The sequence below is a fragment of the Exiguobacterium sp. s161 genome (assembly GCF_018619045.1).
In the GTDB taxonomy this organism is placed as follows: Bacteria; Bacillota; Bacilli; order Exiguobacteriales; family Exiguobacteriaceae; genus Exiguobacterium_A; species Exiguobacterium_A indicum.
Genome location: NZ_JACSNH010000001.1, coordinates 1023826 through 1047556 on the forward strand (window position 1 = coordinate 1023826; position 23731 = coordinate 1047556).

The following is a 23731-nucleotide window of genomic DNA, read 5'->3' on the forward strand; positions in this document are numbered from 1 at the left end:
GATGATAGAGAGAAAGCAGCGATTCTTACGCCGCATCTTGACCTATTACACGTTAAAGCGACGGGAAGCGAAATGGATCATCGATTATTGGCTGCGCAATGAGGCAAAACTCGAGCAAGTACACTTCGTTCAAAATGCGACCTTCGCTCCGAAGGCAATCATCATGACGACATACGGATTTGATGCGGAACCGTTTCTCTTCAAAAAAGGGGATGTCACGACGTTAGATCCAGAAAAAGCGTATCATGACATTCGCCTGACCTCGGAAGATATCTATATCGAGTTGAACTTCCAAGGTATGATGATGGATGACGAGTATTTGTCTTTACTAGAAGAAAATCCGTTTCGCCCAGAAGTTGCTGTTGAACCGCGCTTAGCGGATGAAGCGACACATTTCATCGCGGTCACGGTCAATCGGCAGGAAGAAGAACGTTTAGTCCGCTTGATTGATGAAGCGCTGGATGCACGCGATCAACATCGATTCCACTCTCTTTCCGAACAGTTACGGCTCGTTCGAAGTCAACTTCCTTAACAGAAGGACTCTATTGCCCAGCAGAGGTAGTAGGGTCCTTTCGTATGTGAAGATTTGTGCAAAATATGAAGAAAAATAGAGTGGAATTTCATAAAACGTTCACATTAAGAGAGTAGGAGGAAATGCGGATATGATACATTAAATGTGACGAATTGTAAGTACGAAGAAAGGGGGAAATGACTTGCGTTTCAAACCATCCGACGTACAGCGGACACGAAGCGAGCAAGCGTACATCGATACGCTGATCGTGCCTTTGCTTCCGGTCGGTTTCGATGAGGCGATGCATGCTTACGCGGAATGCGCAGACATGACATTGACGGTGGCGTCCGAAGTCGAACGCCAGCTATCCGGACGGGCGTTGCTCGTTCCTGCTCTGACCTATATCGATGCACCGTCGATCGAACAGTTGGAAGGATGGCGTCAAGCGGCTGCTTCCGGGCAATTCCGTTTCATCACCTTCATCACTGCTGATTTAAGGTGGAAGGAGACTGCCGCCGAAGAGATTATCTACGTGCCACGTCTAGCTCTTGAGACGATGAGTCGTGACCAACAAGGTCAGATGGTCGGGAATTTCGTAGGACAAGTTCTCGAACAGTTAGGAAACCGTTGGACCGCGCTATGAAGCGGTTGACGCAATGATTTTATTAAGATACTATTACCATGTGAGAAATTTGTGTGAAGTACTGTCGTCTTGGGGCACAGCGTACATCACAAGGGGGGATCGAGATGGCTCAAAACGGGTCTAACGTAACACGTCGTCAGTTCTTGACGTATACATTGACAGGCGTCGGCGGTTTCATGGCTGCGACAATGGTCATGCCGATGGTCAACTTCGCAGTTGATCCAGTCCTGAAGAAATCAGGAGCAGGCGATAAAGTAAAAGTAATGAAGTTGTCGGATATCACGACAGAACCAAAACGGGTCGACTTCAAGAAACAAACGCAAGATGCGTGGTATGAGTTCGAAGAAACATTGTCTGCTTGGGTGTTCAAAGATGATAAGGGAGAAATTTTAGCCCTCTCACCAATTTGTAAACACTTAGGTTGCCAAGTCAGCTTCGGCGCAGATCCGACGCACCCGGAGCAATTCTATTGCCCATGTCACTTCGGACGGTATACGAAGGATGGCACGAACGTACCTGGTACGCCTCCGACGAAACCACTCGATGAGTATGAAATGCAACAGAAAGATGGTTACCTCTACCTTGGTAAACCAGTCGAAAGAGGTGCGTAAGCGATGATGCAAAAAATCTATGATTGGATCGATGAGCGCGTTGACATTACGCCGCTTTGGCGAGATATCGCCGATCATGAAGTACCGGAGCACGTCAACCCGGCACATAACTTTTCAGCTTTCGTTTATTGTTTTGGCGGATTGACGTTCTTTACGATCGTCATCCAGATTCTTTCGGGGATGTTCTTGACGATGTATTACGTACCGGACATCATCAACGCACACGCGTCCGTCTACTATCTTCAAAATGAAGTCGCACACGGACAAATCGTTCGTGGTATGCACCACTGGGGTGCGTCGGTCGTTATCGTAATGTTGTTCCTACATACATTACGTGTCTTCTTCACTGGTTCATACAAGAAACCACGTGAATTGAACTGGGTTGTCGGAGTGCTCTTGTTCTTCGTCGTCTTAGCTCTCGGTCTGACAGGATACCTATTGCCTTGGGACATGAAAGCGTTGTTCGCGACAAAAGTTACGATTCAGATTGCTGAAAGTATTCCGGTCATCGGTGGTATCGCGAAGACCCTCCTTGCGGGTGGAGAAATCGTCGGCGCAAGTACAATCGCTCGATTCTTTGCGATTCACGTCTTCTTCCTTCCTGCAGCATTGTTCGTCTTGCTCGGGGCCCACTTCATGATGATCCGTAAACAAGGGATCTCTGGACCACTTTAAACCGACTATCATCTAGACAACAAAAAAGGGGGAGAACACGATGCATCGTGGTAAAGGAATGAAATTCGTCACCGATTCACGGGTGTCGATCAACAACCGGATGCCGAACAAGTCGAAAGACTACTCGGAATATCCAGGTCGAACGGAAGCGTTCTGGCCAAACTTCTTACTTCGCGAATGGATGGTTGGAGCGGTCTTCTTGATCGGCTTCATGACATTGACAATCGTAGAAGCAGCACCACTTCAAAACATTGCCGATCCGACGAATACGTCGTACATTCCACTTCCGGACTGGTACTTCCTATTCCTCTATCAGCTCTTGAAATACCAATTCGCTGCAGGTCCATACATCTTGATGGGAACGGTCATCCTCCCAGGTCTTGCGTTCACAGCACTTCTCGTCGCGCCATGGCTCGACCAAGGTCTTGAACGTCGTCCTGCGAAACGTCCGATCGCAGTCAGCATGATGCTCCTCGCAGTCGTCTCGATCGTCTTCTTGACTTGGGAATCTGTTCAAACGACTCACTGGGATACAATCCATAAACAAGGTGAATTGACGATGAACGAAGGACCAAAAATTGATACATCGGCTAAAGGATTTGAAATTTATTCGAATCAGTCATGTGTCAACTGTCACGGTAAGAACCTCGAGGGTGGCGCAGCAGCGCCGGCACTCGTTGGTACGAAAAAGACAGAAAAAGAAATTTATGATATCGCAGTCAAAGGTATCGGTTCGATGCCTGCTGGTCAGTTCAAAGGATCAGATGCCGATCATAAAGAACTCGCGAAATTCATCGCTTCATACGGTGAAGGCGGCGAAAACAATAAATAAGCCAAAAGCCGGGGGAGCAATCCTCCGGCTTTTGTCGATGATGAGGTGAAACGATTGCAAGGTATTTTGACATTACTCCGACATAAAGCAGTACTCTGGATTGTCGGGTTGATCAACTTAGCAGGCACATTATACGGTTACTACTGGTATGAACCACAACTCGCAACGTCGAAGTGGTATTACTATCCGTTCATTCCGGATAGCCCGACTGCATCCCTGTTCTTTACGATCATCGTCTTTCTTTGGATTTTCGGACGACGTTCTCGCTTGTTTGAAGCGCTTGCGTTCGTGACACTGATTAAATATGGTGTCTGGGCAGTCGTCATGAATGCGTTGATGTTGAATCAACTCGGAACGGAGGATCCGTTCTTAACAGCAATGGCACTGATGTTGATGGTATCGCACGGAGCGATGGCGTTCCAGGCGTTATTATACAGTCCGCTAATGACGTTTCGTGTCAAGGAACTCGTCCTCGTCGCCATCTGGGTCATCCACAACGATGTCGTCGATTATGTTCTTGGTCAGTGGCCGCGTTACCCGGCACTTGCGGAGCATATCCAGTGGATCGGATATGGTTCCTTCTGGTTGACCGGAATATGTCTTTTGATGGGATATCTGCTCGTCGCGCGCGATTCAATTGACAATAAGATCACTTGAACATAAAATAGACCTATAATCAAAAAAAGAAAGGAACGATGTCTCGTGGCAAACTATTTGATCTATCTCGCGATCATCATCATCGTCCCAATCTGGGCTCAGATGCGGGTGCGGAGCACCTATAAAAAATATCAAGATGTTCCTATTCAGAGTGGGGTGACGGGAGCGCAGGTCGCAGACTTCATCATGAAGCAGAACGGCATCACGAACGTCCGTCTTGAGCCAATCGGTGGAACGATGTCCGACCATTATGACCCGACGAACAAAGTCGTTCGTTTGTCGGAAGACGTCTATTACGGTTCGACGGTCTCAGCCGTTTCGATCGCAGCTCACGAAATCGGTCACGTCATTCAAGATGCGACGGATTACAATATGATGCGTGTCCGTCACCGGATTGCACCTGTCGCGTCGATCACGTCGAACTTATCGTTCCCACTGTTGTTGATCGGTCTGTTCGCTGGGTTCAGTGGTCTTGCAATGCTTGGTGTCGTCTTGATGCTTGGTGCCGTCATCTTCCAACTCGTCACGTTACCGGTCGAGTTTGATGCCTCGAATCGAGCGATGGCGCAGTTAACGGAGCATGGTATCATTGATGCCGAAGAAGAACGTGGTTCACGTCGTGTCTTGAATGCAGCAGCTTGGACGTACGTAGCAGCAACACTCGTTGCCGTTGCCGAGTTCCTTCGTCTCGCACTGCTCGTCTTCAACCCGTCAAGTGATGACTAAAACGAAAAACACGGATTGCTCGTTTGAGCGATCCGTGTTTTTTTACGTTTCTTTGATTGGGACCCGATTTTCGTCGAACGTGAAACCTTCTCCTGTTACTTCATAGACGTCATGCAACGTGATGAAGGCGTGCTGGTCGACACTTTTAACGAGCGTCTTCAAGCGATTGATTTCATTGCGAGCGACGACGACGTACAGTACTTCGAGATCCCGTCCAGAGTAACCGCCTTTTGCGATCAGACGGGTCGTGCCACGATTCATCGTCGCATGAATGCCGTCGGCGATTTCCGTCCGGTGATCACTGATGATCATCGCTGCTTTACCAGCATAAGTGCCCTCTTGCATCCAATCGATGACGCGAGCGCCGACGTAGACGGCAAGTAACGTATACATTGCTTGTTTGTAATCGAGATACGTCAAGGATGCGACGATGACGAAGAAATCGAAGATCAAGAATGTTCGACCGATCGACCAACCGAAGTAGCGTTTCGTCAAACGCGCGATGATATCGACACCACCTGTCGTACCGCCGTTGTTGAAAATGATACCAAGACCAACTCCGATGAATACACCCGCAAAAAGCGCAGCAAGCACCATATCGTCGCGCAGGTCTATGACGAGAGGTGAATACTTCGCAATCAATCCATACCAGAAGGAAAAACTGAATGTACCGATCAACGTGTAGACGAAGGTCGTCCGACCAAGAATTTTATAACTGACGAAAAAAAGTGGGACATTCAATACTAAGTTCGTGATCGATGGAGACCATCCGAACAGTCCTTTTAAGATCAAGGTAATCCCAGTAAAACCGCCTTCTGCTAACTCATTTTGAACGTTAAAATGATAAATACCAAAAGCAAAGATGAATGATCCGACCAAAATCCAGAAAATGTTCTGGATCCGAATCGGAAATTGGAATGGAGGTGCCATTTCCGTATGCTCCTTTCAAATCAAGACTCTTTCTCTAGGGTAACGGCACGGTCGGAAAAAGACTAGCTTTTCCTATGAAAATCAGTCGAAAAGTGATCAGTATGGTCATTCCGATTGATATTGCTTAGAATAGAGACGAATAGAAGTCATAAAGAGAGTGTGGTTTTATCATGAAAAAAGCAATTGGGATTCTTTGTTATCCATCCGTCGGCGGGAGTGGGGTCGTCGCGACGGAACTCGGTATGAAATTAGCGGACCGTGGACATGACGTCCACTTCATTACGTCGAGCATGCCGTTTCGCCTGACGGAATATCGGCCAAACATCACGGTCCACTTGGTTGAAGTCAACCAGTATTCCGTTTTTAAATATCCACCATACGACATTACGTTGGCGTCAAAAGTCGCAGAAATCATTGATTTATTCGATCTTGATGTCATCCATGCCCATTACGCCGTTCCGCACGCGGTCTGTGCTGATCTCGGACGAAACATGGCAAAGAAAAAAGGCGTCGCCGTCGTGACGACGTTACACGGGACGGACATCACGGTCATCGGGCAAGACTTAGAGATGCAACCGGCAATTCGGTACGGTATTGAACGATCAGACGCGGTCACGGCCGTCTCCGAGAGTCTAGCGCTTGAGACGAATGCGACGCTTAACGCACACTATGACATCGATGTCATTGCGAACTCGATTGATGAGAGTGTCTATTATCCGATGCGGGATGAACGCTTGAAGCGGCATTACGGCATTGAAGCGGACGAAGTCGTCGTCATTCATATCTCGAACTTCCGACCGGTCAAACGAATCGATGATACGCTTGCAGCGTTCGCCATTGCAGCGAAAGACCGGAAGATGCGTCTGTTACTCGTCGGGGATGGTCCAGAGATGGGACAAACGAGACGTCGCGCAAAGGAACTCGGCATTTACGATAAAGTGATCTTTGCAGGTAAACAGGAACACGTCGCGCAATTGCTCGCCATTAGTGATATTCATGTCCTGTTGTCTGAAAAAGAAGCGTTCGGACTCGTCGTCCTTGAGGCAATGGCAATTGGTGTCCCGAGTGTCGTCTCGACAGCAGGTGGCTTACCGGAAGTCATCCAGGACGGATTAACCGGATATATCGTTCCGACTTACGACGTCAAAATGGCTGCGGCACGAATCGGTGAACTCGCGGATAATCCGATGTTACGGGAACGGATGGCAGAAGAGGGCATTCGTGATACGCGTCGTCGTTTTGATTCGAATGAGATCGTCCGTCGTTATGAACAAGTCTATGAACGGGTGTGTGCGCGTCATGAACTTGCTTGAAGGCGCACATCATATCATTCAGACGATCGAGGAGGCCGGTGGTGAAGCCTATATCGTCGGTGGCGCCGTTCGCGACATGTTACTCGACCGGACACCAGGAGACTATGATTTAGCGAGCTCGATGTTACCGGAACAGATCATCGACTTATTCCCTGTCGTCATTCCGACAGGACTCGAGCATGGAACCGTGACGGTCGTTCTCAACCACGTGCCGTACGAGATCACGACGTTCCGCTCGGAAGCAACGTACAGCGATCGCCGGCGACCGGATGCGGTGACGCTTGGTGTTAGTTTGGAAGAGGATTTGACCCGGCGAGACTTTACGATCAACGCGATGGCACTCAGACCATCAGGACGTGTCGATCTGTTCGGAGGAGCGCGTGACATCGAAGAGCGGATCATCCGGACGGTCGGCGAACCAGCCGAACGTTTTAATGAAGATGCACTTCGAATGATGCGGGCGTTCCGCTTCATGAGCCAACTGGATTTCTCGCTTGACGAGCCAACTGAACAAGCAATCGTTAAACTCGCTCCGCACTTAGCGGCCGTTGCGATTGAGCGGATCGCGATCGAGTTCGAGAAACTCTTACTTGGTCCTGGAAAACAGCGGGCGTTACAGGCGATGCTCCGGACTGGAATCGAACGCTACCTTCCCAGCATGACTTCAGAAATCGTTAAAGGACTCGCGCAGCAGTCGTTTCGGGGTGTTTCAAAAGATGCCGTCTGGACACTCGTACTCGATGCCGGTCTCGCGAAAGATCAATTGACACGCTGGAAACGATCGAAATATCAAGTGCAGCTCGCAACGCGTTTAACACCTCTGTTACACCGACCGTTACAAGACTGGGATCGTTATCAGTTGTCGGACGAAGAACTGATGATTCTTCAGGAAATGACAGGAACGGATTATCCAGAGCGATCAGACTTACCGATTCGCAGTCGTAAAGAGCTCGCTGTCGATGGAAAAGACATGATCCGCCTCGGTCTTCAAAAACAACAGATCAAAGAAGCACTTTTGCATTTGGAATACAGTGTCGTCATGCGTGCTTGCCCAAACGACCGCGTGACATTATTGAAGGAGGTAGAGCGATGGCGCACTCAGTCCGAGAACAAATCTTGATCGCACTTCGTCAGCGAACGTGGTACTCCGGACAGGAATTAGCAGAGACACTAAATATTTCACGTACCGCTATTTGGAAACATATGCAAACTTTGAAGGAAGAAGGATACCAGATCATCTCGAATAAAAAACAAGGCTATCAATTAGTCGATGAAGGCGATTTGCTGACACCGATTGCGATTGAACAATGGTTAACGACAGAACGTCTTGGTCGCCACATCCTTCATTTCGAAGAACTGGACACGACGCAGCGGATTGCACATGAGCAAGCGCAACAGCAAGCGCAGGAAGGAACACTCGTCGTATGCGATCACCAGACGAATGGACGCGGACAGCTAGGGAGAACGTGGCATGAGGCGAAAAATGAGGGCATCGCGATGAGTCTACTCGTCCGACCAGATGTACCGATGCACCAAGCAGGTCAATTAACGCTCATAGCAGGTATTGCACTTGCACAGTCTCTTCGGACATTCGATGTTCCAGTTACGATTAAATGGCCGAACGACATCTTGATCAACGGTCGTAAGGTAGCAGGCATCTTGACGGAAATGCAGACCGAGGCGGATCGGATCAGTTCAGTCATCATTGGCATCGGCATCAATGTGCATCACGAGCAGTTTCCGGAAGGGATCAAAGATCGTGCTACCTCGCTCGTCCGAGAATCAGGAAGAACTTTCCGACGTGCGGAGGTCGTCGCGACTTTCTTGAATCGATTTGAACGACTATACACGCAGTGGCTCGAGCTAGGATTCGGATCTTTTGTCTCCGAGTGGGAAACACTCGCAGATCGCTTACATGAACGAGTGACGCTACGGACACGTCAGATGACCGCTTCCGGAACATTGCTCGGTATTGACGAGACGGGAACGATTCGGATTGAGACGGAAACAGGGGAGACCCGTTTCCATTCGGCAGAGCTGATTTACTGGGAAAAAGAATAAGGGTTCGAATCAGACGGTTTGCAGAGAGCTTTTCCCGTCATGTATAATAAAACCACGGATGGTATCCGCTCGTCGGAACCATACCGAATTGACAGGTGCCAGTTTTAGCTGTTTCAACTGCCTTGATCTTAACGGACAGGGACAGAAGGACGATATTCAATTATTCCGCCTTCTTTTCCGCATGCATTTATTTTGGAGAAGAAGGCGTTTTCCTTTTGTCCTCCCTACACACGTAAGGAGAGAACACGATGCACACAATGGGTCCATTACTCAAAAAACAACAATCTGGAGAGAAACTCGTCATGTTGACGGCGTATGATTATCCTTCAGCAAAACTAGCGGAAGCAGCAGGAGTCGATATGTTGCTCGTCGGCGATTCCCTCGGGAACGTCATCCTCGGCTATGATTCAACGATTGCCGTCACGGTCGACGACATGGTTCATCATGCGCGCGCGGTACGCCGCGGCGCACCACAGACGTTCATGATCGTCGATATGCCGTTCGCAAGTTATCATGGTTCATTTGATCGCACGCTTGAATCAGCGGCGCGTATCTTCCAAGAATCGCAGGCAGATGCCTTGAAGCTGGAAGGGGCAGGGGAGATCTTAAAGACGATTCGTCGTTTGACGGACGCTGGGATGCCTTGCGTCGCGCATCTCGGATTAACACCACAATCCGTTGGTGTCCTTGAAGGATTCAAAGTCCAAGGGAAATCATTAGAAGCAGCCGAACAACTGATTGCAGACAGTTTGGAAGCAGAGCGTGCCGGAGCGAAGATGCTCGTCCTCGAATGTGTACCGCATCCGCTCGCGAAACGCATTCAAGAGCTCCTCTCGATTCCGGTCATCGGCATCGGTGCTGGCGCAGACGTCGCCGGTCAAGTACTTGTCTATCATGACATCTTGACGTATGGTGTCGGTCGTTTACCGAAGTTCGTCAAAGCGTACACGGACTGGAATACTTCAGGAACGGAAGCAATCGCTGCTTACGTCAAAGACGTCAAAGCCGGTGCCTTCCCTGAACTAGCACACTCGTTCCAGATGGACGAAGAACTGATTGGTGCGCTTTATGGAGGGACCAAAGAATGAAAATCATCCAGGACGTCCAGACGTTACGCGAACGTTTAGCGGGAGCCGGTTCAATCGGTTTTGTACCGACTATGGGATTCTTGCATGAAGGGCATGTCTCCTTGCTCAAACAAGCACGACAAGAGAACGATGTCGTTGTCTTGAGTATTTTCGTCAACCCGACACAATTCGGACCAAACGAAGATTTAGATCGTTATCCACGAGACGCGGAACGCGATCAGAAGATCGCGGAGGCAGAAGGGGTCGATTATCTGTTCTATCCGACGAACGAGACGATGTATCCGCTGGATATGGCCCGTGTTACGGTCCGCTCCGGTGATGATGTCTTATGCGGCGCATCACGACCAGGACATTTTGATGGTGTGTTGACGGTCGTCAGCAAACTATTGAACGTCGTCCGTCCAACCCGTGCATATTTCGGCTTAAAGGATGCACAACAGCTCGCATTGATTGAAGCGTATGTCGCTGATTACTTTGTTCCGGTTGAGATCGTCCGTTGCCCGATCATTCGCGAAGCGGATGGTCTAGCAAAATCGTCACGCAATGTCTATCTATCGGAAACAGAGCGGGCGCAAGCACCGGGCATCCAGCAGGCGATGCAACAAGCGAAACAAGCACTCGATCAAGGGGTGCCTGTTGAAACGGTTCTCGAGCGGACGCGCGAAGCACTTCAATTCGAAGGGACGACGATCGATTACGTCGAAGCCGTCGACTACCCGTCACTAAGACCCGTCACTGAACAAACGACTACGATTCTCTTAGCTGTCGCCGTGCAGTTTGCATCGGCACGCTTGATCGATAATTTACTATATACGAGAGGAGCATGACGATGTTACGCACATTCATGCACGCTAAACTACACAAAGCTCGGGTCACCGAGGCAAACTTACACTATGTTGGTTCGATTACGATCGATGAAGATTTACTCGATGCTGTCGGGATTCTTGAAAATGAAAAAGTCCAAGTGACGAACAATCAGAACGGTGCACGGATTGAAACGTATGCGATTAAAGGTGCTCGTGGTTCAGGTGTCATCTGTTTGAACGGTGCGGCAGCTCGCCATTTCCAAGTCGGAGATGAGGTCATCATCATGGCGTACGCGCAACTATCGACGGAAGAAATCGCGACACATGTTCCAAAAGTGGCTGTTCTAAATGAACAGAACGACATCAAACAAATGTTGTCTCAAGAAATTGCCCACACGATCTTATGAAATTTTAGAGACCCGATCATGTCAGCGGGTCTCTTTTTTTGTTAAGATGAAGAATGAAATGCCATCCGGTCATGGAGAGGATGGATAAAAGGTGGAGGATCAGTGTTGAAGAAAAAGTACGTCGTAGTCGACCTGGAAACGACAGGTCATTCCATAAAGGCTGGCGATGAGATGATTGAGATCGGCATGGCGGTCATTGAAGATGGACAGTTGACAGAACAATTGTCTGCCTTCGTGCGTCCGACCCAACCGATTCCTCCGTTCATTTCCCAGTTGACGGGCATCACGGATGAGGATGTCAAAGAGGCCCAGACATTCGATGTCATCGCACCGCGTGTCTTATCATTGCTCGATGGTGGTGTCTTCGTCGCACATAATGTGCAGTTCGATTTAAACTTCTTAAACGATGCGTTAGAAGAGGAAGGATACTTGCCGTACACAGGTCCTGTCATCGATACGGTCGAACTCGCACGAATCTTACTTCCGACAGCAGAAAGCCACGCGCTGTCGCATCTGTCAGAGTCATTACACCTTGCCCATCAAGAAGCGCACCGGGCAGGGAGTGACGCTTCGGCGACGGCTGAATTGTTGCTTGAACTACTCAAACGACTACATACGTTGCCGCTTGAGACATTGAAGCACTTAAGACGTTTATCACCACGCCTGTTCAGTGCCATCGAAGAGGAAATCGACCATGCGATTCGTTTAGTCGGCATCGAGGAGGATTCACAGTTTGATCGTTTTCGAAAAATCGCTTTGAAAAAGCGCCAGACGACAGAGCGGTTGGCACATCCACCCGTTCTTGAACCGTTCGGACCATTCGTTGATGAATTGAATGCCGTGACGTTCCCTCGTTTATTCGAAGGATATGAAGAGCGACGTGGGCAGCTCGAGATGATGCGTCATGTCTATCAATCGCTCGATCAAGAAACGCCGTTACTCGTCGAAGCGGGAACGGGAACCGGGAAATCGCTCGGTTATCTTGTTCCGGCAGCGCATTACGCGCTCGAACATGAAGTCCCGATCGTCGTCAGTACGCACACGATTCAATTGCAGGAGCAACTGTTCGCGCGTGATTTACCGCTCTTGCGTCAACTGTTCGATGCGCCGGTCCAGATTGCATTGCTTAAGGGACGAAGTAACTATATTGATTTACGGAAATTCGAATTTTTCTTGAATGATCAAGAGGATGCTTATAACTTCACGCTCGCAAAAGCGATTCTGCTCGTCTGGTTGACGGAGACGGAAACGGGAGATTTAGAGGAAGTCAGCTTACCAGGCGGTGCAGCGCAAGGCAATATCGGCATTAAACAGTTGATCCAGTCTGATAGCCAATCGCAGCTCGGACGATTTGACCCGTGGTACAGCCGGGACTTCTTCCAACATGCGATTCGCCAAGCAAAGGATGCGACGATCATCGTCACGAACCATGCCTTGTTGTTTAGTGACCTGCAGTTCGAAGCAGGGGTCTTGCCGAAAGGAAGTCCGTTGATTCTTGACGAGGCACACCAAATCGAAGAAGTCGCGAGCCATCATTTTGGTCTTGTCTTTGATGGACATACGTTTGATCGTCTGTTCCGACAACTCGGGTATTCGTCCGATAAAAAATTATTACACCGCTTGCTCGATCTGTCGGAAGAATGGGACATCGCCGAGATGGTCGAAGCCCATAGTGAGACAGTCGATGAGGCACTGACGACGTTACTCGAAGAAGCAGACGGTCTATTGATGATCATTCAAGCGTACGGGCTTGAACTGGCTTCTCGCAAAGCACGACGGGAAGGAATGGTCAGCATTCGCTTCAAGCGACTCGACCGTTCGATGCGTGCCGTCCAGGAAAGTGCCAAGCGGGTTGAATTGGTGTTGCGGCGTTTGCGTCAAGCAATCCGGGCGATTCATAAACTGTTCCATGAACACCGGGAGCAGATGAGTTATCGCGAACGTTCACTCGTCGCGGATTTAAAAGCGATCACGTCACAAATCGAAGAAGCGGAGCTCGCCATCTTCGAGACGATGCTTGCCCCGCACGATGAGACGGTATCTTGGATCGAGACGTCTGTTAAGAACCGGAAACTAACACGGGTCTACACACAACCAATCGACATTTCAGAGCGACTGCGACGCGATGTCTTTTCGAAACGGACGTGTATCCTGACGTCTGCGACGCTGACTGTCTCGAACAAGTTCCAGTTCATTGAGAACCGTTTAGGGCTCGATGCGTTTGAGACACGTCGTTTCGTCGTTCCGTCGCCGTTCGGATATGCCGATAACGTGCGATTGATGATTCCGACGGATCTCCCGCTCCTACAGGATGTACCATTGCCGGAATTCGCAGAGACGATTGCGGAAGCCATCTTACAAATCGCAGAGGTGACGGAAGGACGGATGCTCGTCTTGTTTACCTCAAATGACTTGCTAAGACTGACGCATGAAGCGACGAAACCACTGTTACCTGAACGGTTTACGTTACTCTCGCAAGGGGTCACGCAAGGTTCACGGCAACGACTGATGAAACAGTTCAAGCAACTCGACGCCTGTATCTTGTTCGGGACGGCTAGCTTTTGGGAAGGGGTCGATATCCCAGGAGATGATCTCAGTTGTCTCGTCATCGTCCGACTACCGTTCGCGCCACCGGATCAACCGATCGTCCAGGCACGCTCGGAACGGATCGAAAAACTCGGGAAATCATCATTTTTCGAATACAGCTTACCGCAAGCGATCATTCGCTTTAAGCAAGGCTTTGGTCGCTTGATCCGGACGACGAACGACCGAGGTGTCGTCTTCGTACTTGATCGCCGGATTGAGACGACGCGTTATGGAAAACGGTTCGTCACGAGTCTGCCGAAAGTGCCTGTTTTATCAAAACCGCTTGATGAACTGACGGCAGAACTAGAATTGTTCTTGAATGATGGCGATTAAGTCTATTCAGATAAACCCTATCGCATTATAATAGATAGAGAAAAATGAGGGAGGACATACAGATGGATTCAAAAATTGAAACACTTGCGACCGTCAAAGTGAACCGCCATGACGATACGTATAAAATCGTCGACTTGTTGAATCGGACACTGAAAACGGAAGATTTAATGTTCGGTCTTGCTCTCGATGAAAAAGACAAGGAGCAGATGGTCTTTACCATCTACCGCACATGAAGTGGAAAATCACGCTTGGTCTGCTAAGTGCACTCATCCTTTTGACTGTACTTGGCACCGCCGTTTATCAGGTGACGATCGCTGAGGCAAAAGACCGGGAACAGAGCGTCGCCGAACAAGCAGAGGCGCGTCTGAAAAAAGAACTCAAACCAACGGACGTCCGGTTCGAATCAGTCTTTAACGGGAAACGTCAATATGTCGTTTTTACGATGAAGCAGAATGGACAGGCGGTACGGGCGTTCGTTCCGAAAAAAGGAACGATTGAGACACGACCAGTTGCTGATGGTATTGCCATCAAAACGGTCATCGCGGATCATCCGGAACTAGGAGACATCGTGTCTGCTAAGTACGGCTTTGAGGATCGTGCCGTCATCGAGATCGTTTCAAAGACGACGACAGGCTATGATTATTCGTATTACACGTATCAAGAAGGTTCTTTCATCAAGCGATTACGAATCAAGTAAAGGGAGTGGGCGACATGTTATCGAAACGCGTACGACAATTGACACCATCTACGACGCTAGCCATCACAGCGAAAGCCAAGGCACTACTTGAAGAAGGTCAAGACATCATCGGTTTAGGTGCGGGAGAGCCCGACTTCAATACACCGGAATTCATCATCCAAGCAGCATTCGAGGCAGCAGAAGCGGGCGATACGAAGTATACGCCGTCTGGCGGAACGGTTGCCTTAAAGGATGCGATCATCGAAAAGACACGCCGTGACTTATGGATGCCATACGAACGCTCGGAAGTCATGGTCGCTTCAGGCGCAAAGCATGCACTATCAACGTTGTTCCAAGCGATTCTCGATCCAGGCGATGAAGTCATCGTCCCAGCACCATACTGGGTCAGTTATCCAGAGCAAATTAAACTCAGTGACGGCATACCGGTCATTTTAGAAACGGACGAATCGTCTCGCTTCAAAGTGACACGGGAATTGCTCGAGCAACACATTACCCCAAAAACGAAAGCACTCGTCTTGAACTCACCATCGAATCCGACAGGAATGGTCTATTCGAAAGAAGAGCTCGAGATGGTAGCAGATGTTGCGATCAAGCACAATCTACTCGTCATCAGTGACGAGATTTATGAAAAGTTGCTCTATAACGGTGCGACACATATTTCGATCGCGTCCTTGCCAGAGATGCGCGAACGGACGGTCATCATCAATGGTGTCTCGAAGTCCCATGCGATGACAGGCTGGCGGATCGGGTATGCAATCGGACCGAAAGAGATCATCTCAGCGATGACGAACTTAGCGAGCCATTCGACGTCGAACCCGACATCGATTGCGCAAGCAGCATCGGTTGCTGCGTATGCAGAAGGCGATGCACCGGTCGAAGCGATGCGTGTCATCTTTGAAGAACGACTTGAAAAAATCTATGCACGACTCATCGAGATCGAAGGATTAACGTGTCTGAAGCCGGAAGGGGCATTCTACTTGTTCCCACATGCAAAGCAAGCTGCCGAGATGTGTGGATTCGATAATGTCGATGACTGGTGTACAGCTGTTTTATCTGAAGCGAAGGTCGCCTTGATTCCAGGTTCAGGATTTGGTGCACCGGACTATGTCCGCCTATCTTACGCGACGGATCCGGCACGTGTCCTAGAGGCACTCGACCGGATTGAAGGATTCATCACGGCACATACAGCCGTTTAATAGAGAGAGGATGTTGACTGTTGAAAGCAATGATTCGGGATGTAAACAAATATGTAGGAGAAGAAGTGACGATCGGGTGTTGGTTAGCAAACAAACGCTCAAGCGGTAAGATCGCCTTCCTCCAACTTCGGGATGGCTCTGGATTCATGCAGGGTGTCGTCGTCAAAGAAACAGTCGGCGAAGACTTATTCAAACAAGCAAAAGGCTTAACGCAGGAATCATCACTATGGGTGACAGGTGTCATCAAATCAGATGGCGGTCGGACAGCGATCGGTCATGAAATGGAAATTTCAAAAATCGAAGTCATCCATGAAGCAATCGATTATCCGATCACACCAAAAGCACACGGAACGGACTTCTTAATGGATAACCGTCACCTCTGGTTGCGTTCAAAGCGCCAGCATGCGGTCATGGTCGTTCGAAACGAATTGATTCGTGCGACGTACGAATTCTTTAACCAAGAAGGATTCATCAAAGTGGATCCGCCAATCTTGACAGGTAGCGCACCAGAAGGAACAACAGAATTGTTCCATACGAAATATTTCGATGAAGATGCGTATCTTTCACAATCGGGTCAGCTTTACATGGAAGCGGCAGCAATGGCACTTGGAAAGGTCTTCTCGTTCGGTCCAACGTTCCGTGCTGAAAAATCAAAAACACGTCGTCACTTGATCGAATTCTGGATGATGGAGCCTGAGATGGCATTCCACGATCACGAGATGAACCTCGAAGTCCAAGAAAACTATGTTTCGCACCTTGTGCAATCAGCACTGAAAAACTGTCGTGCAGAACTTGAGTTGCTTGGACGTGACTTGACGGTCCTTGAAAACATTAAAGCACCGTTCCCGCGCGTCAAGTACACGGAAGCAATCGATATGCTCAAGGAGCAAGGATTCGACGATATCGAATTCGGCGATGACTTTGGTGCACCACACGAGACAGCAATCGCAAACAGCTTCGCACGTCCTGTCTTCATCACGCACTGGCCAAAAGCAATCAAACCGTTCTACATGAAAGAAGATCCGGAAAACCCAGACTTCGTCTTGTGTGATGATTTGATTGCCCCTGAAGGATACGGGGAAATCGTCGGTGGTTCACAACGTGAAGAAGATCATGAAAAACTCCTCGCTGAGATGAAGAAACATGGTCTTGACGAGACAGGTGCTTATAAATGGTATCTCGAAACACGCCAATACGGTTCTGTTCCACACAGTGGCTTCGGTCTTGGTTTAGAGCGGACAGTCGCTTGGATCACAGGTGTCGAGCACGTTCGGGAAACGATTCCGTTCCCACGTTTGCTAAACCGCCTCTATCCATAAGCAGTAAGGAAAAACATCGACCCATCGTCTCGACGGGTCGATTTCTTGTTTAGACTAGAGAATCGAGGAAATACGATGAATCATAATTTAGTGCAATTATTCGAGGAAGGGACGGTCGTCTTACCGAAACGATTGTTCACCGAGGCAAAACGGTTAGGCATCAGTTTTGTCGAGTTCACGTTAATTGGTCAATTGTTTGCTTGCCGGGCAGAGGGCATGGAGATGCCGTCACCAGAAGAGTTAAGTAATCGACTTGGACTATCCGAGACGGAAACGATCGAGACGACACTCGGTTTATTACAAAAAGGATTACTGGCAATGGAGAACGTCAACGGGTCTGAACGTTATTCGCTTGTTCCGCTTTACGAAAAGCTGATGGCACCACCGGAACAGGAAGCACCGAACTTTGATACGATCAATCCGTCCGTCTTCCAACAATTCGAGCGGGAACTCGGGATGATGTCACCGTTTCAGATGGAGCAAATCATTCAGTGGTTGACGATCGAGAACATTTCGGAAGAGCTAGTACTTGCCGCACTTCGAGAAGCGGTCTATCATAATGTCCGCAAAATGACCTATATCAATCAAATTTTACGGACGTGGGAACGTGAAGGGATCAAGACGCTTGAGGATCTCGCAGGGCGGGGAGGTTAAGGAAATGTTACGAAAGGCAGAAATCGATCGGATTGAAGCAACGTTAGAAGAGATGTTTCCAGATGCATTTTGTGAGTTGATTCATCGCAACCCGTTTGAACTGGTCGTAGCGGTTGCACTCAGTGCACAAGCGACCGACGTACTTGTCAATCAGGTGACGCCTGGGTTGTTCGCAGCGTATCCGGATCCTGCGTCGCTTGCTGCGGCACCCGTCGAGAAAATCGAGGACAAAATCAAACGACTTGGATTGTACCGGAATAAAGCCAAAAACATCAAGGCGCTTGCGGCACAGCTCCTTGCGCAACACGACGGAGAAGTCCCGACGGAACGCGCCGGGCTCGAAGCCTTACCTGGCGTAGGACGCAAGACGGCGAACGTCGTCTTGTCTGTCGCCTTTGATGTACCGGCCTTTGCGGTCGATACACATGTCGAACGTGTCTCGAAACGCCTCGGGATCTGTCGCTGGAAGGATAATGTCACGCAGGTCGAAGCAACACTGATGCGTCGTTTCAAACGGGAGCGTTGGTCAAAGCTCCATCATCAATTCATCTTCTTTGGACGTTATCACTGCAAGGCACAACGTCCGAACTGTGAAGCGTGCCCGTTACTCGACATGTGTCGAGAAGGGAAAAAACGAACAAAAGGAATAGCTACACCCTAAAAAGGGACAGACTCAAAAAAAGAATGACTCGTCACACGCAACTCCTACAGGAAAAGCGCATTTTGCGCTGTTAGAGACAAACAAGACCTGAGGAAAGAGCGTGAAAAGACGAGTCATTCTTTTTTATTAGATAAGGGTGACAGATCATTCTGCCACCCTTATCTTTGTAGAGACTAATTTTTGAGTCATTACCCATTCCAAGGAGTATCGGACCATTCACGACGCTTTTTCGTGATCGGTACTTTTTTGAATCCCCAGTTTCGGAAATCTTGGTCCGGACTATCGCGTCGAATGTAAATCTTATCTTTGATGGCTTTAAAAATCCGGTTTTCGTCCCCATAATGGACAAACCGTGGTTTTACCTCGATGACACCACGACGGACGCGAGATAAAGGTAAGCAGACCAAGTCGGCAATCTCAAGACCAGATTGGTAGAGGTCGCTGTCTTTTTCAGCAAAGATGAAGCCTTTGATTTTTTGACGGCTTTTTTCGACGTCGAGATGGACCGTTCCCGAATTGAAGATATCGAAGAACGCCTTTTGAATGAGCAAGTTTTGATAATCATCACGGCTTTCAAGAACGACACGCGCACTCGTTGCTTCTGTCTCATCGAGGAAGGAATAAAATGACTTCATCAGATGGGCGAAGGCAACGACATAAGGATCCTTTGGTGTCGAGAAGAAGTCTTGTAGCTTCTGTTTATCGACTTCGACGCTGACGATCGTACAATCGATATCAACTAAAAATTCTGGTAAGGCGATCCAGAAATGACGTAACATATCGATCGTGATACCATCTTCTTTACCATACGGATGCTCAGCTTTTAAAATCTCCTTCAAATGAAGGGGAATATGCGGATCTTCAAAAACTTTTGCCTTAAAATCCATCAAACGTTGACGAAGCGGACTTGGTTCACCGGTCTCGTCCGAATCGATGGCATATTTATATTCCATCAAGACACCCGTTAAGTTGAATTGTGTATTACCCTTCGGTGTCCCAGTTTCGTCGACGAACATGATGTATTTCTTCGGGGCAGGGGTCGAATTCTTAGGAAATCCTTTGACGTCAACGCCTTTGACGTTCGATTGTACCCGTTTGTTCAAATGAATCTCCTCCAATTGCACAATAATTACACAGTCTTTTCGAAAGAAATGCTCTTGATGCCACTTTACACGCTAGGCGGCTGAAAAGCCATAGCCTGATAAGTGAAACCGTAGAAACATTCCTTCGTATGATTAGGTGTTCGACTTAAGGAAGATAATTCCTGTTTTTTAATCGTTATTCTTCACCATTCATCAAGCGATCGATATAACGAACGGATTTAATCGTTTCATTGAAGCGCTTCAGACTCGTTTTCGGCTGAAATGCTTGGACGGAAATTTGCTTCAATTGATCAACGGCGCTTTCGACCATGCTAGGTCGTAAGTAAGGACTATCTTGGGCATTCGTTTGCCACTGTGCAATCAGTTGATCCGCTCGTTCAACGAACGGTACGACGTCTCGATTGAAATCATATTCGGTTCCGGCACGTCCTTCTTGATAAATACGTTCAATCTCTTGTAATAACGGTTCAATTGTCATTGGTTTTTAACTACTCCTCTCGGCCGATACGGTACAATCACATATCATGGTACAATAAACGCGATAGGAGGGGAATCGTTTTGAATTACCCGAACGGGAAAAAATTTCAAAAGCCACTCGAGTCGCATGGAACCCGAATAAAGAAGGCGCGATCAACCGATTCCACCTTTTCGAATCGAGGGATGACGCTCGAAAAATTATTGAATGAAAGTAATACGTTTTACCTGACCCATAATCGGGCAATCATTCACAAGAAACCCACTCCGTTACAAATCGTCCAAGTTGATTATCCGAAACGGTCGGCAGCGGTCGTCAAGGAAGCCTATTTCAAGCAACCGTCGACGACGGACTATAACGGTGTTTATCGCGGAAAATATATTGATTTCGAAGCGAAGGAGACGACGAATAAAACGTCTTTCCCGATAAAAAATTTTCACCCCCATCAAATCGCACACATGCGACAATGTGTCGAACATGGAGGAATTTGTTTTGTCATCATTCGTTTCAGTCTGTATAATGTGCAATATGTGCTTTCAGTCGAGCACGTGTTCCCCTGGTGGGATCAACTAGAAAGCGGACGAAAATCAATTCCGCTGACGGTCATTGAACGAGACGGTATCAAAGTCGAGACTGGCGCGTACCCTGCCATCGATTATTTAAAGGCAGTGGACGAACTATATTTCAATTCAGACACTTTTTGATTGAAGGAGAAGGATAGCATATGGAAAGAAGTCGTGTCGCACGTCGTGAAGAGACGAAGTCATCTGAGAAAAAGATGAAACGGACGAAACGTCCCCAAAAGAAAAAGTCAGGTGGAGGTTCCGGTGGGAAAGGTCCACTTTGGAAAAAGTTATTGCTGATCGCTACCGGATTATTCATCGTCATGATGTTAGTCGGAGGCGGATTTGCCGCTTACGCGATTGCTACGGCACCTGAGCTCGATGAGACAGAACTTCGAGATGCTTTGCCATTGAAAATCTATGCGAGCAATAAGGAAGAGATTACGAAAGGCGGAACGAGTCGAGAATACGTGTCAATCGATGAAGTACCGGAAGTCGTTAAAGACGCATTCATCTCGATTGAGGACCGTCGTTTCTATCAGCACAACGGAATTGATTTCCGTCGTCTGGGCGGAGCCATCATCGCGAACGTGACGGATGGTTTCGGATCGGAAGGTGCGTCGACGATCACACAACAGGTCGTCAAACAATCATTCCTTAGCTTCGATAAAACGGTCACGCGAAAAGTCCAAGAACAATGGCTCGCAATCCGGTTAGAGCAGGACTATACAAAAGATCAAATTTTAGAGATGTACTTGAACAAAAACTATTATGGTCAAAACTCGTTTGGGATTCAGACGGCTTCAAAAGCTTATTTCAACAAATCAGTTGATAAGTTGAATTATGCAGAAGCTGCGATGCTCGCAGGACTGCCACAACGTCCGACAGCATACGATCCAATTAAAGGAGATCCAAAACTGACGAAATGGCGTCAGACACAAGTTCTTGATGCGATGTTGACGACAGGCGTCATCTCACAAGCGCAACGAGACAAAGCGGTCAAACAACCGATCTCAAAATTAATCAATCCGGCGCCGAAGTCGACGAAGGATGAATCGTACGACAGCGTCATCTTCGATATGGTATCAAAAGAGTTAGAAGATGATTTTGGTTTAGAAGGAAAAGACATTTACGGTCAAGGGTTGAAGATCTATACATCGATCGATAAACCGATGCATGACTATATGAATGAAGCGATCAAGAAAGACCAAATCGTTCAGTTACCGGAATATGCGGAAACAGCTGCGACAGCGGTCAACACGCAAACCGGAGAAATCCTTGCGGTCGTTGATGGTAAAAATCCAGGTAAAGGCACAGCGCGACGAAACTTTGCGAATGAACCGCATCAACCGGGATCGTCTGCAAAACCATTCTTCGCTTACGGACCAGCGATCGAAAATGATAAGTGGTCGACTGCGAAACAATTGACGGATAAACCAACAGAAGTCAACGGCAAAGAGATTGGAAACTATTATGATGGATACCGTGGCACGAATACGATCCGCCACTGGTTAAAAATCTCGGCGAACACACCGGCCATCCAAACGTATCAAGAAATCGGTGGTGATTCAGTCGAGGCGTTCGCTGAAAAATCTGGCTTAAAGATGAAAGACGATGAGTCGATTTCGCCTGCGTATGCGATTGGTGGGATGAAACACGGTTTCAATACGACACAGATGGCAGGAGCGTATGCCACACTCGGTAATGGTGGCGATTATATCAAGCCACACGTCATCAAATCGATTGAGTACAGTGATGGATCGAAAATCAAATCACCGATCAAATCGAAAAAGGCAATGGAAGACTATACAGCGTATATGTTGACGGATATGCTGCGTGACGTCTTAAAACCAGGTGGTACGTTCCCGAGTGCTGGATTGTCATTTGATGCAGCCGGTAAAACAGGAACGACGAATGCCTATAAAGATGTTTGGTTCGCAGGATATACATCGGATGTCTCAATCAGTGTCTGGACAGGAACGACGAAATCCGGAAACAACAATGGAGCCGGACTTAGCGGTCCGTACAACAGTACGATGGCACAGCAAATCTGGAAAGATTTCATCACGAAGACACGTGATCGTACGCCAGCACCATTTGAACAACCTAGTTCTGTCCTCAGTATCGGAAACGAATTGTACGTGAAAGGGACGAAGGAACCTGTCGTTGAAAAAAAGACGGTACCCGCTCCGACTGGATTACAAGCATCTTACGATGAAGACACAAAGAGCGGTGAACTGACTTGGAACTATAATGATGCTGCGCTTCGTGCCAATGGGTATGACGATGTATCGTTTGAAGTGACGATGACAGATGCTGACGGTGAAACATCAACGATTGGTACGAGCACGACGAATCGAATTGCCATCAATGGTTTGAAACCAGGACGGTCAACGTTCCAAGTCGTAGCGAAAGCGTCTGGAGAGGAATCTGGTCCGGTCTCGACGACGGTAACGGTTACCGATCCTGAAGCAGAAGAACCGACGACGGATGAACCATCGACGGATGAACCTGCAACGGACGAACCATCGACAGATGAACCGACGACGGATGAACCTGCAACGGACGAACCATCGACAGATGAACCGACGACGGACGAGCCGACGACGGATGAACCTGCAACGGACGAACCGACAACGGACGAGCCGACGACGGATGAACCGGCAACGGATGAACCGACGACGGACGAACCAGCAACAGATGCACCGAATTCGAATGATGGAGCAAACGCGCAAAACAATTCGAATGGTTCGACGGAACGAAACAACAATACCAACAATCCGAATAACAATGGAGATGACTCTGAAGATTAATAAAGGAGCGTCACTTGTAAAGTAGACAAGACCAAAGACGAGTAGTTCGTTCTTTGGTCTTGCCTCTTTTT

General features: G+C 48.4%; 25 protein-coding genes. 22 read left to right on the top strand and 3 right to left on the bottom strand.

The genetic code is table 11. The features are described from left to right. Position 1 precedes the first annotated feature (1 nt). From KNQ14_RS04995 to KNQ14_RS05025, 7 genes are all read left to right on the top strand, one after another. A complete protein-coding gene (locus KNQ14_RS04995; RefSeq protein ID WP_029342003.1) occupies positions 2 to 532 on the top strand; it encodes a ReoY family proteolytic degradation factor in 531 nt (176 codons plus the stop codon). 181 nt (positions 533 to 713) lie between these two features. Continuing rightward, positions 714 to 1154: a DUF2487 family protein gene (locus KNQ14_RS05000; protein ID WP_023468632.1), complete on the top strand. Its 441-nt coding sequence runs from the start codon at positions 714 to 716 to the stop codon at positions 1152 to 1154. Positions 1155 to 1258: 104 nt separating this feature from the next. Beyond that, positions 1259 to 1765, top strand: coding sequence for a ubiquinol-cytochrome c reductase iron-sulfur subunit (locus KNQ14_RS05005; protein WP_035396830.1), 507 nt, complete (start codon positions 1259 to 1261; stop codon positions 1763 to 1765). Between the two features lie 3 nt (positions 1766 to 1768). Further along, positions 1769 to 2440, top strand: coding sequence for a menaquinol-cytochrome c reductase cytochrome b subunit (qcrB, locus tag KNQ14_RS05010; RefSeq protein ID WP_012370658.1), 672 nt, complete (start codon positions 1769 to 1771; stop codon positions 2438 to 2440). A gap of 40 nt (positions 2441 to 2480) precedes the next feature. Beyond that, complete coding sequence (locus KNQ14_RS05015) at positions 2481 to 3272, top strand: menaquinol-cytochrome c reductase cytochrome b/c subunit (protein WP_055968607.1); 792 nt, start codon at positions 2481 to 2483, stop codon at positions 3270 to 3272. 54 nt (positions 3273 to 3326) lie between these two features. Continuing rightward, positions 3327 to 3929, top strand: a complete 603-nt coding sequence (locus KNQ14_RS05020; RefSeq protein ID WP_251138171.1) for a DUF1405 domain-containing protein — start codon at positions 3327 to 3329, stop codon at positions 3927 to 3929. Between the two features lie 45 nt (positions 3930 to 3974). Beyond that, positions 3975 to 4655 carry a zinc metallopeptidase gene (locus KNQ14_RS05025; RefSeq protein ID WP_023468628.1) on the top strand — a complete coding sequence of 227 codons (681 nt, stop codon included), beginning with the start codon at positions 3975 to 3977 and terminating at the stop codon, positions 4653 to 4655. Positions 4656 to 4697: 42 nt separating this feature from the next. Here KNQ14_RS05025 and KNQ14_RS05030 read toward each other — a convergent pair whose 3' ends face one another. After that, positions 4698 to 5585, bottom strand: a complete 888-nt coding sequence (locus KNQ14_RS05030; RefSeq protein ID WP_029342000.1) for a YitT family protein — start codon at positions 5583 to 5585, stop codon at positions 4698 to 4700. Positions 5586 to 5755: 170 nt separating this feature from the next. Between KNQ14_RS05030 and bshA the strand changes: the two genes are divergently transcribed. The 13 genes from bshA (at position 5756) to nth (ending at position 18706) form a co-directional block, all read left to right on the top strand. Beyond that, positions 5756 to 6898, top strand: coding sequence for an N-acetyl-alpha-D-glucosaminyl L-malate synthase BshA (gene bshA / locus KNQ14_RS05035; protein WP_214859842.1), 1143 nt, complete (start codon positions 5756 to 5758; stop codon positions 6896 to 6898). Further along, positions 6885 to 8018: a CCA tRNA nucleotidyltransferase gene (locus tag KNQ14_RS05040; protein WP_251138271.1), complete on the top strand. Its 1134-nt coding sequence runs from the start codon at positions 6885 to 6887 to the stop codon at positions 8016 to 8018. Before bshA ends, KNQ14_RS05040 begins: the two co-directional genes overlap by 14 nt. Beyond that, on the top strand, positions 7988 to 8959 hold the full coding sequence (locus tag KNQ14_RS05045; RefSeq protein ID WP_214859844.1) for a biotin--[acetyl-CoA-carboxylase] ligase: 972 nt from the start codon (positions 7988 to 7990) through the stop codon (positions 8957 to 8959). Before KNQ14_RS05040 ends, KNQ14_RS05045 begins: the two co-directional genes overlap by 31 nt. Positions 8960 to 9207: 248 nt before the next feature. Continuing rightward, the gene (gene panB / locus KNQ14_RS05050) at positions 9208 to 10047 is read left to right on the top strand and encodes a 3-methyl-2-oxobutanoate hydroxymethyltransferase (protein ID WP_214859846.1); all 840 of its coding nucleotides are present in this window, start codon (positions 9208 to 9210) and stop codon (positions 10045 to 10047) included. Further along, complete coding sequence (gene panC / locus KNQ14_RS05055; RefSeq protein ID WP_214859847.1) at positions 10044 to 10874, top strand: pantoate--beta-alanine ligase; 831 nt, start codon at positions 10044 to 10046, stop codon at positions 10872 to 10874. Before panB ends, panC begins: the two co-directional genes overlap by 4 nt. 2 nt (positions 10875 to 10876) lie before the next feature. Then, complete coding sequence (panD, locus tag KNQ14_RS05060; RefSeq protein ID WP_029341994.1) at positions 10877 to 11260, top strand: aspartate 1-decarboxylase; 384 nt, start codon at positions 10877 to 10879, stop codon at positions 11258 to 11260. 102 nt (positions 11261 to 11362) lie between these two features. Beyond that, positions 11363 to 14179: an ATP-dependent DNA helicase DinG gene (gene dinG / locus KNQ14_RS05065; protein WP_371743325.1), complete on the top strand. Its 2817-nt coding sequence runs from the start codon at positions 11363 to 11365 to the stop codon at positions 14177 to 14179. Positions 14180 to 14241: 62 nt separating this feature from the next. Then, the gene (locus KNQ14_RS05070) at positions 14242 to 14412 is read left to right on the top strand and encodes a YpmA family protein (RefSeq protein WP_012370646.1); all 171 of its coding nucleotides are present in this window, start codon (positions 14242 to 14244) and stop codon (positions 14410 to 14412) included. Beyond that, complete coding sequence (locus tag KNQ14_RS05075; protein WP_023468619.1) at positions 14409 to 14876, top strand: hypothetical protein; 468 nt, start codon at positions 14409 to 14411, stop codon at positions 14874 to 14876. Before KNQ14_RS05070 ends, KNQ14_RS05075 begins: the two co-directional genes overlap by 4 nt. A 14-nt stretch (positions 14877 to 14890) precedes the next feature. After that, positions 14891 to 16072 (top strand): pyridoxal phosphate-dependent aminotransferase, encoded by a 1182-nt coding sequence (locus KNQ14_RS05080; protein WP_214859849.1) that lies wholly within the window; start codon positions 14891 to 14893, stop codon positions 16070 to 16072. 29 nt (positions 16073 to 16101) lie between these two features. Then, complete coding sequence (gene asnS / locus KNQ14_RS05085; RefSeq protein ID WP_174316766.1) at positions 16102 to 17391, top strand: asparagine--tRNA ligase; 1290 nt, start codon at positions 16102 to 16104, stop codon at positions 17389 to 17391. 75 nt (positions 17392 to 17466) lie between these two features. Then, positions 17467 to 18045 carry a DnaD domain-containing protein gene (locus tag KNQ14_RS05090; protein ID WP_023468616.1) on the top strand — a complete coding sequence of 193 codons (579 nt, stop codon included), beginning with the start codon at positions 17467 to 17469 and terminating at the stop codon, positions 18043 to 18045. A gap of 4 nt (positions 18046 to 18049) precedes the next feature. After that, on the top strand, positions 18050 to 18706 hold the full coding sequence (gene nth, locus KNQ14_RS05095; RefSeq protein WP_149427574.1) for an endonuclease III: 657 nt from the start codon (positions 18050 to 18052) through the stop codon (positions 18704 to 18706). Positions 18707 to 18894: 188 nt separating this feature from the next. Here the strand turns inward: nth and KNQ14_RS05100 are convergent, their stop codons facing one another. Further along, entirely contained in the window at positions 18895 to 19809 is a 915-nt protein-coding gene (locus tag KNQ14_RS05100; protein ID WP_023468614.1) for a DUF3800 domain-containing protein, read from the bottom strand. A gap of 175 nt (positions 19810 to 19984) precedes the next feature. Next, positions 19985 to 20287, bottom strand: a complete 303-nt coding sequence (locus KNQ14_RS05105; protein ID WP_023468613.1) for a DUF1798 family protein — start codon at positions 20285 to 20287, stop codon at positions 19985 to 19987. A 74-nt stretch (positions 20288 to 20361) separates the two neighbouring features. Between KNQ14_RS05105 and recU the strand changes: the two genes are divergently transcribed. Together recU and KNQ14_RS05115 are read left to right on the top strand one after the other, a co-directional pair. Beyond that, on the top strand, positions 20362 to 20988 hold the full coding sequence (recU, locus tag KNQ14_RS05110; protein WP_035396916.1) for a Holliday junction resolvase RecU: 627 nt from the start codon (positions 20362 to 20364) through the stop codon (positions 20986 to 20988). A gap of 20 nt (positions 20989 to 21008) precedes the next feature. Further along, entirely contained in the window at positions 21009 to 23660 is a 2652-nt protein-coding gene (locus KNQ14_RS05115; protein ID WP_214859850.1) for a PBP1A family penicillin-binding protein, read from the top strand. The last annotated feature ends 71 nt before the right edge of the window (positions 23661 to 23731 follow it).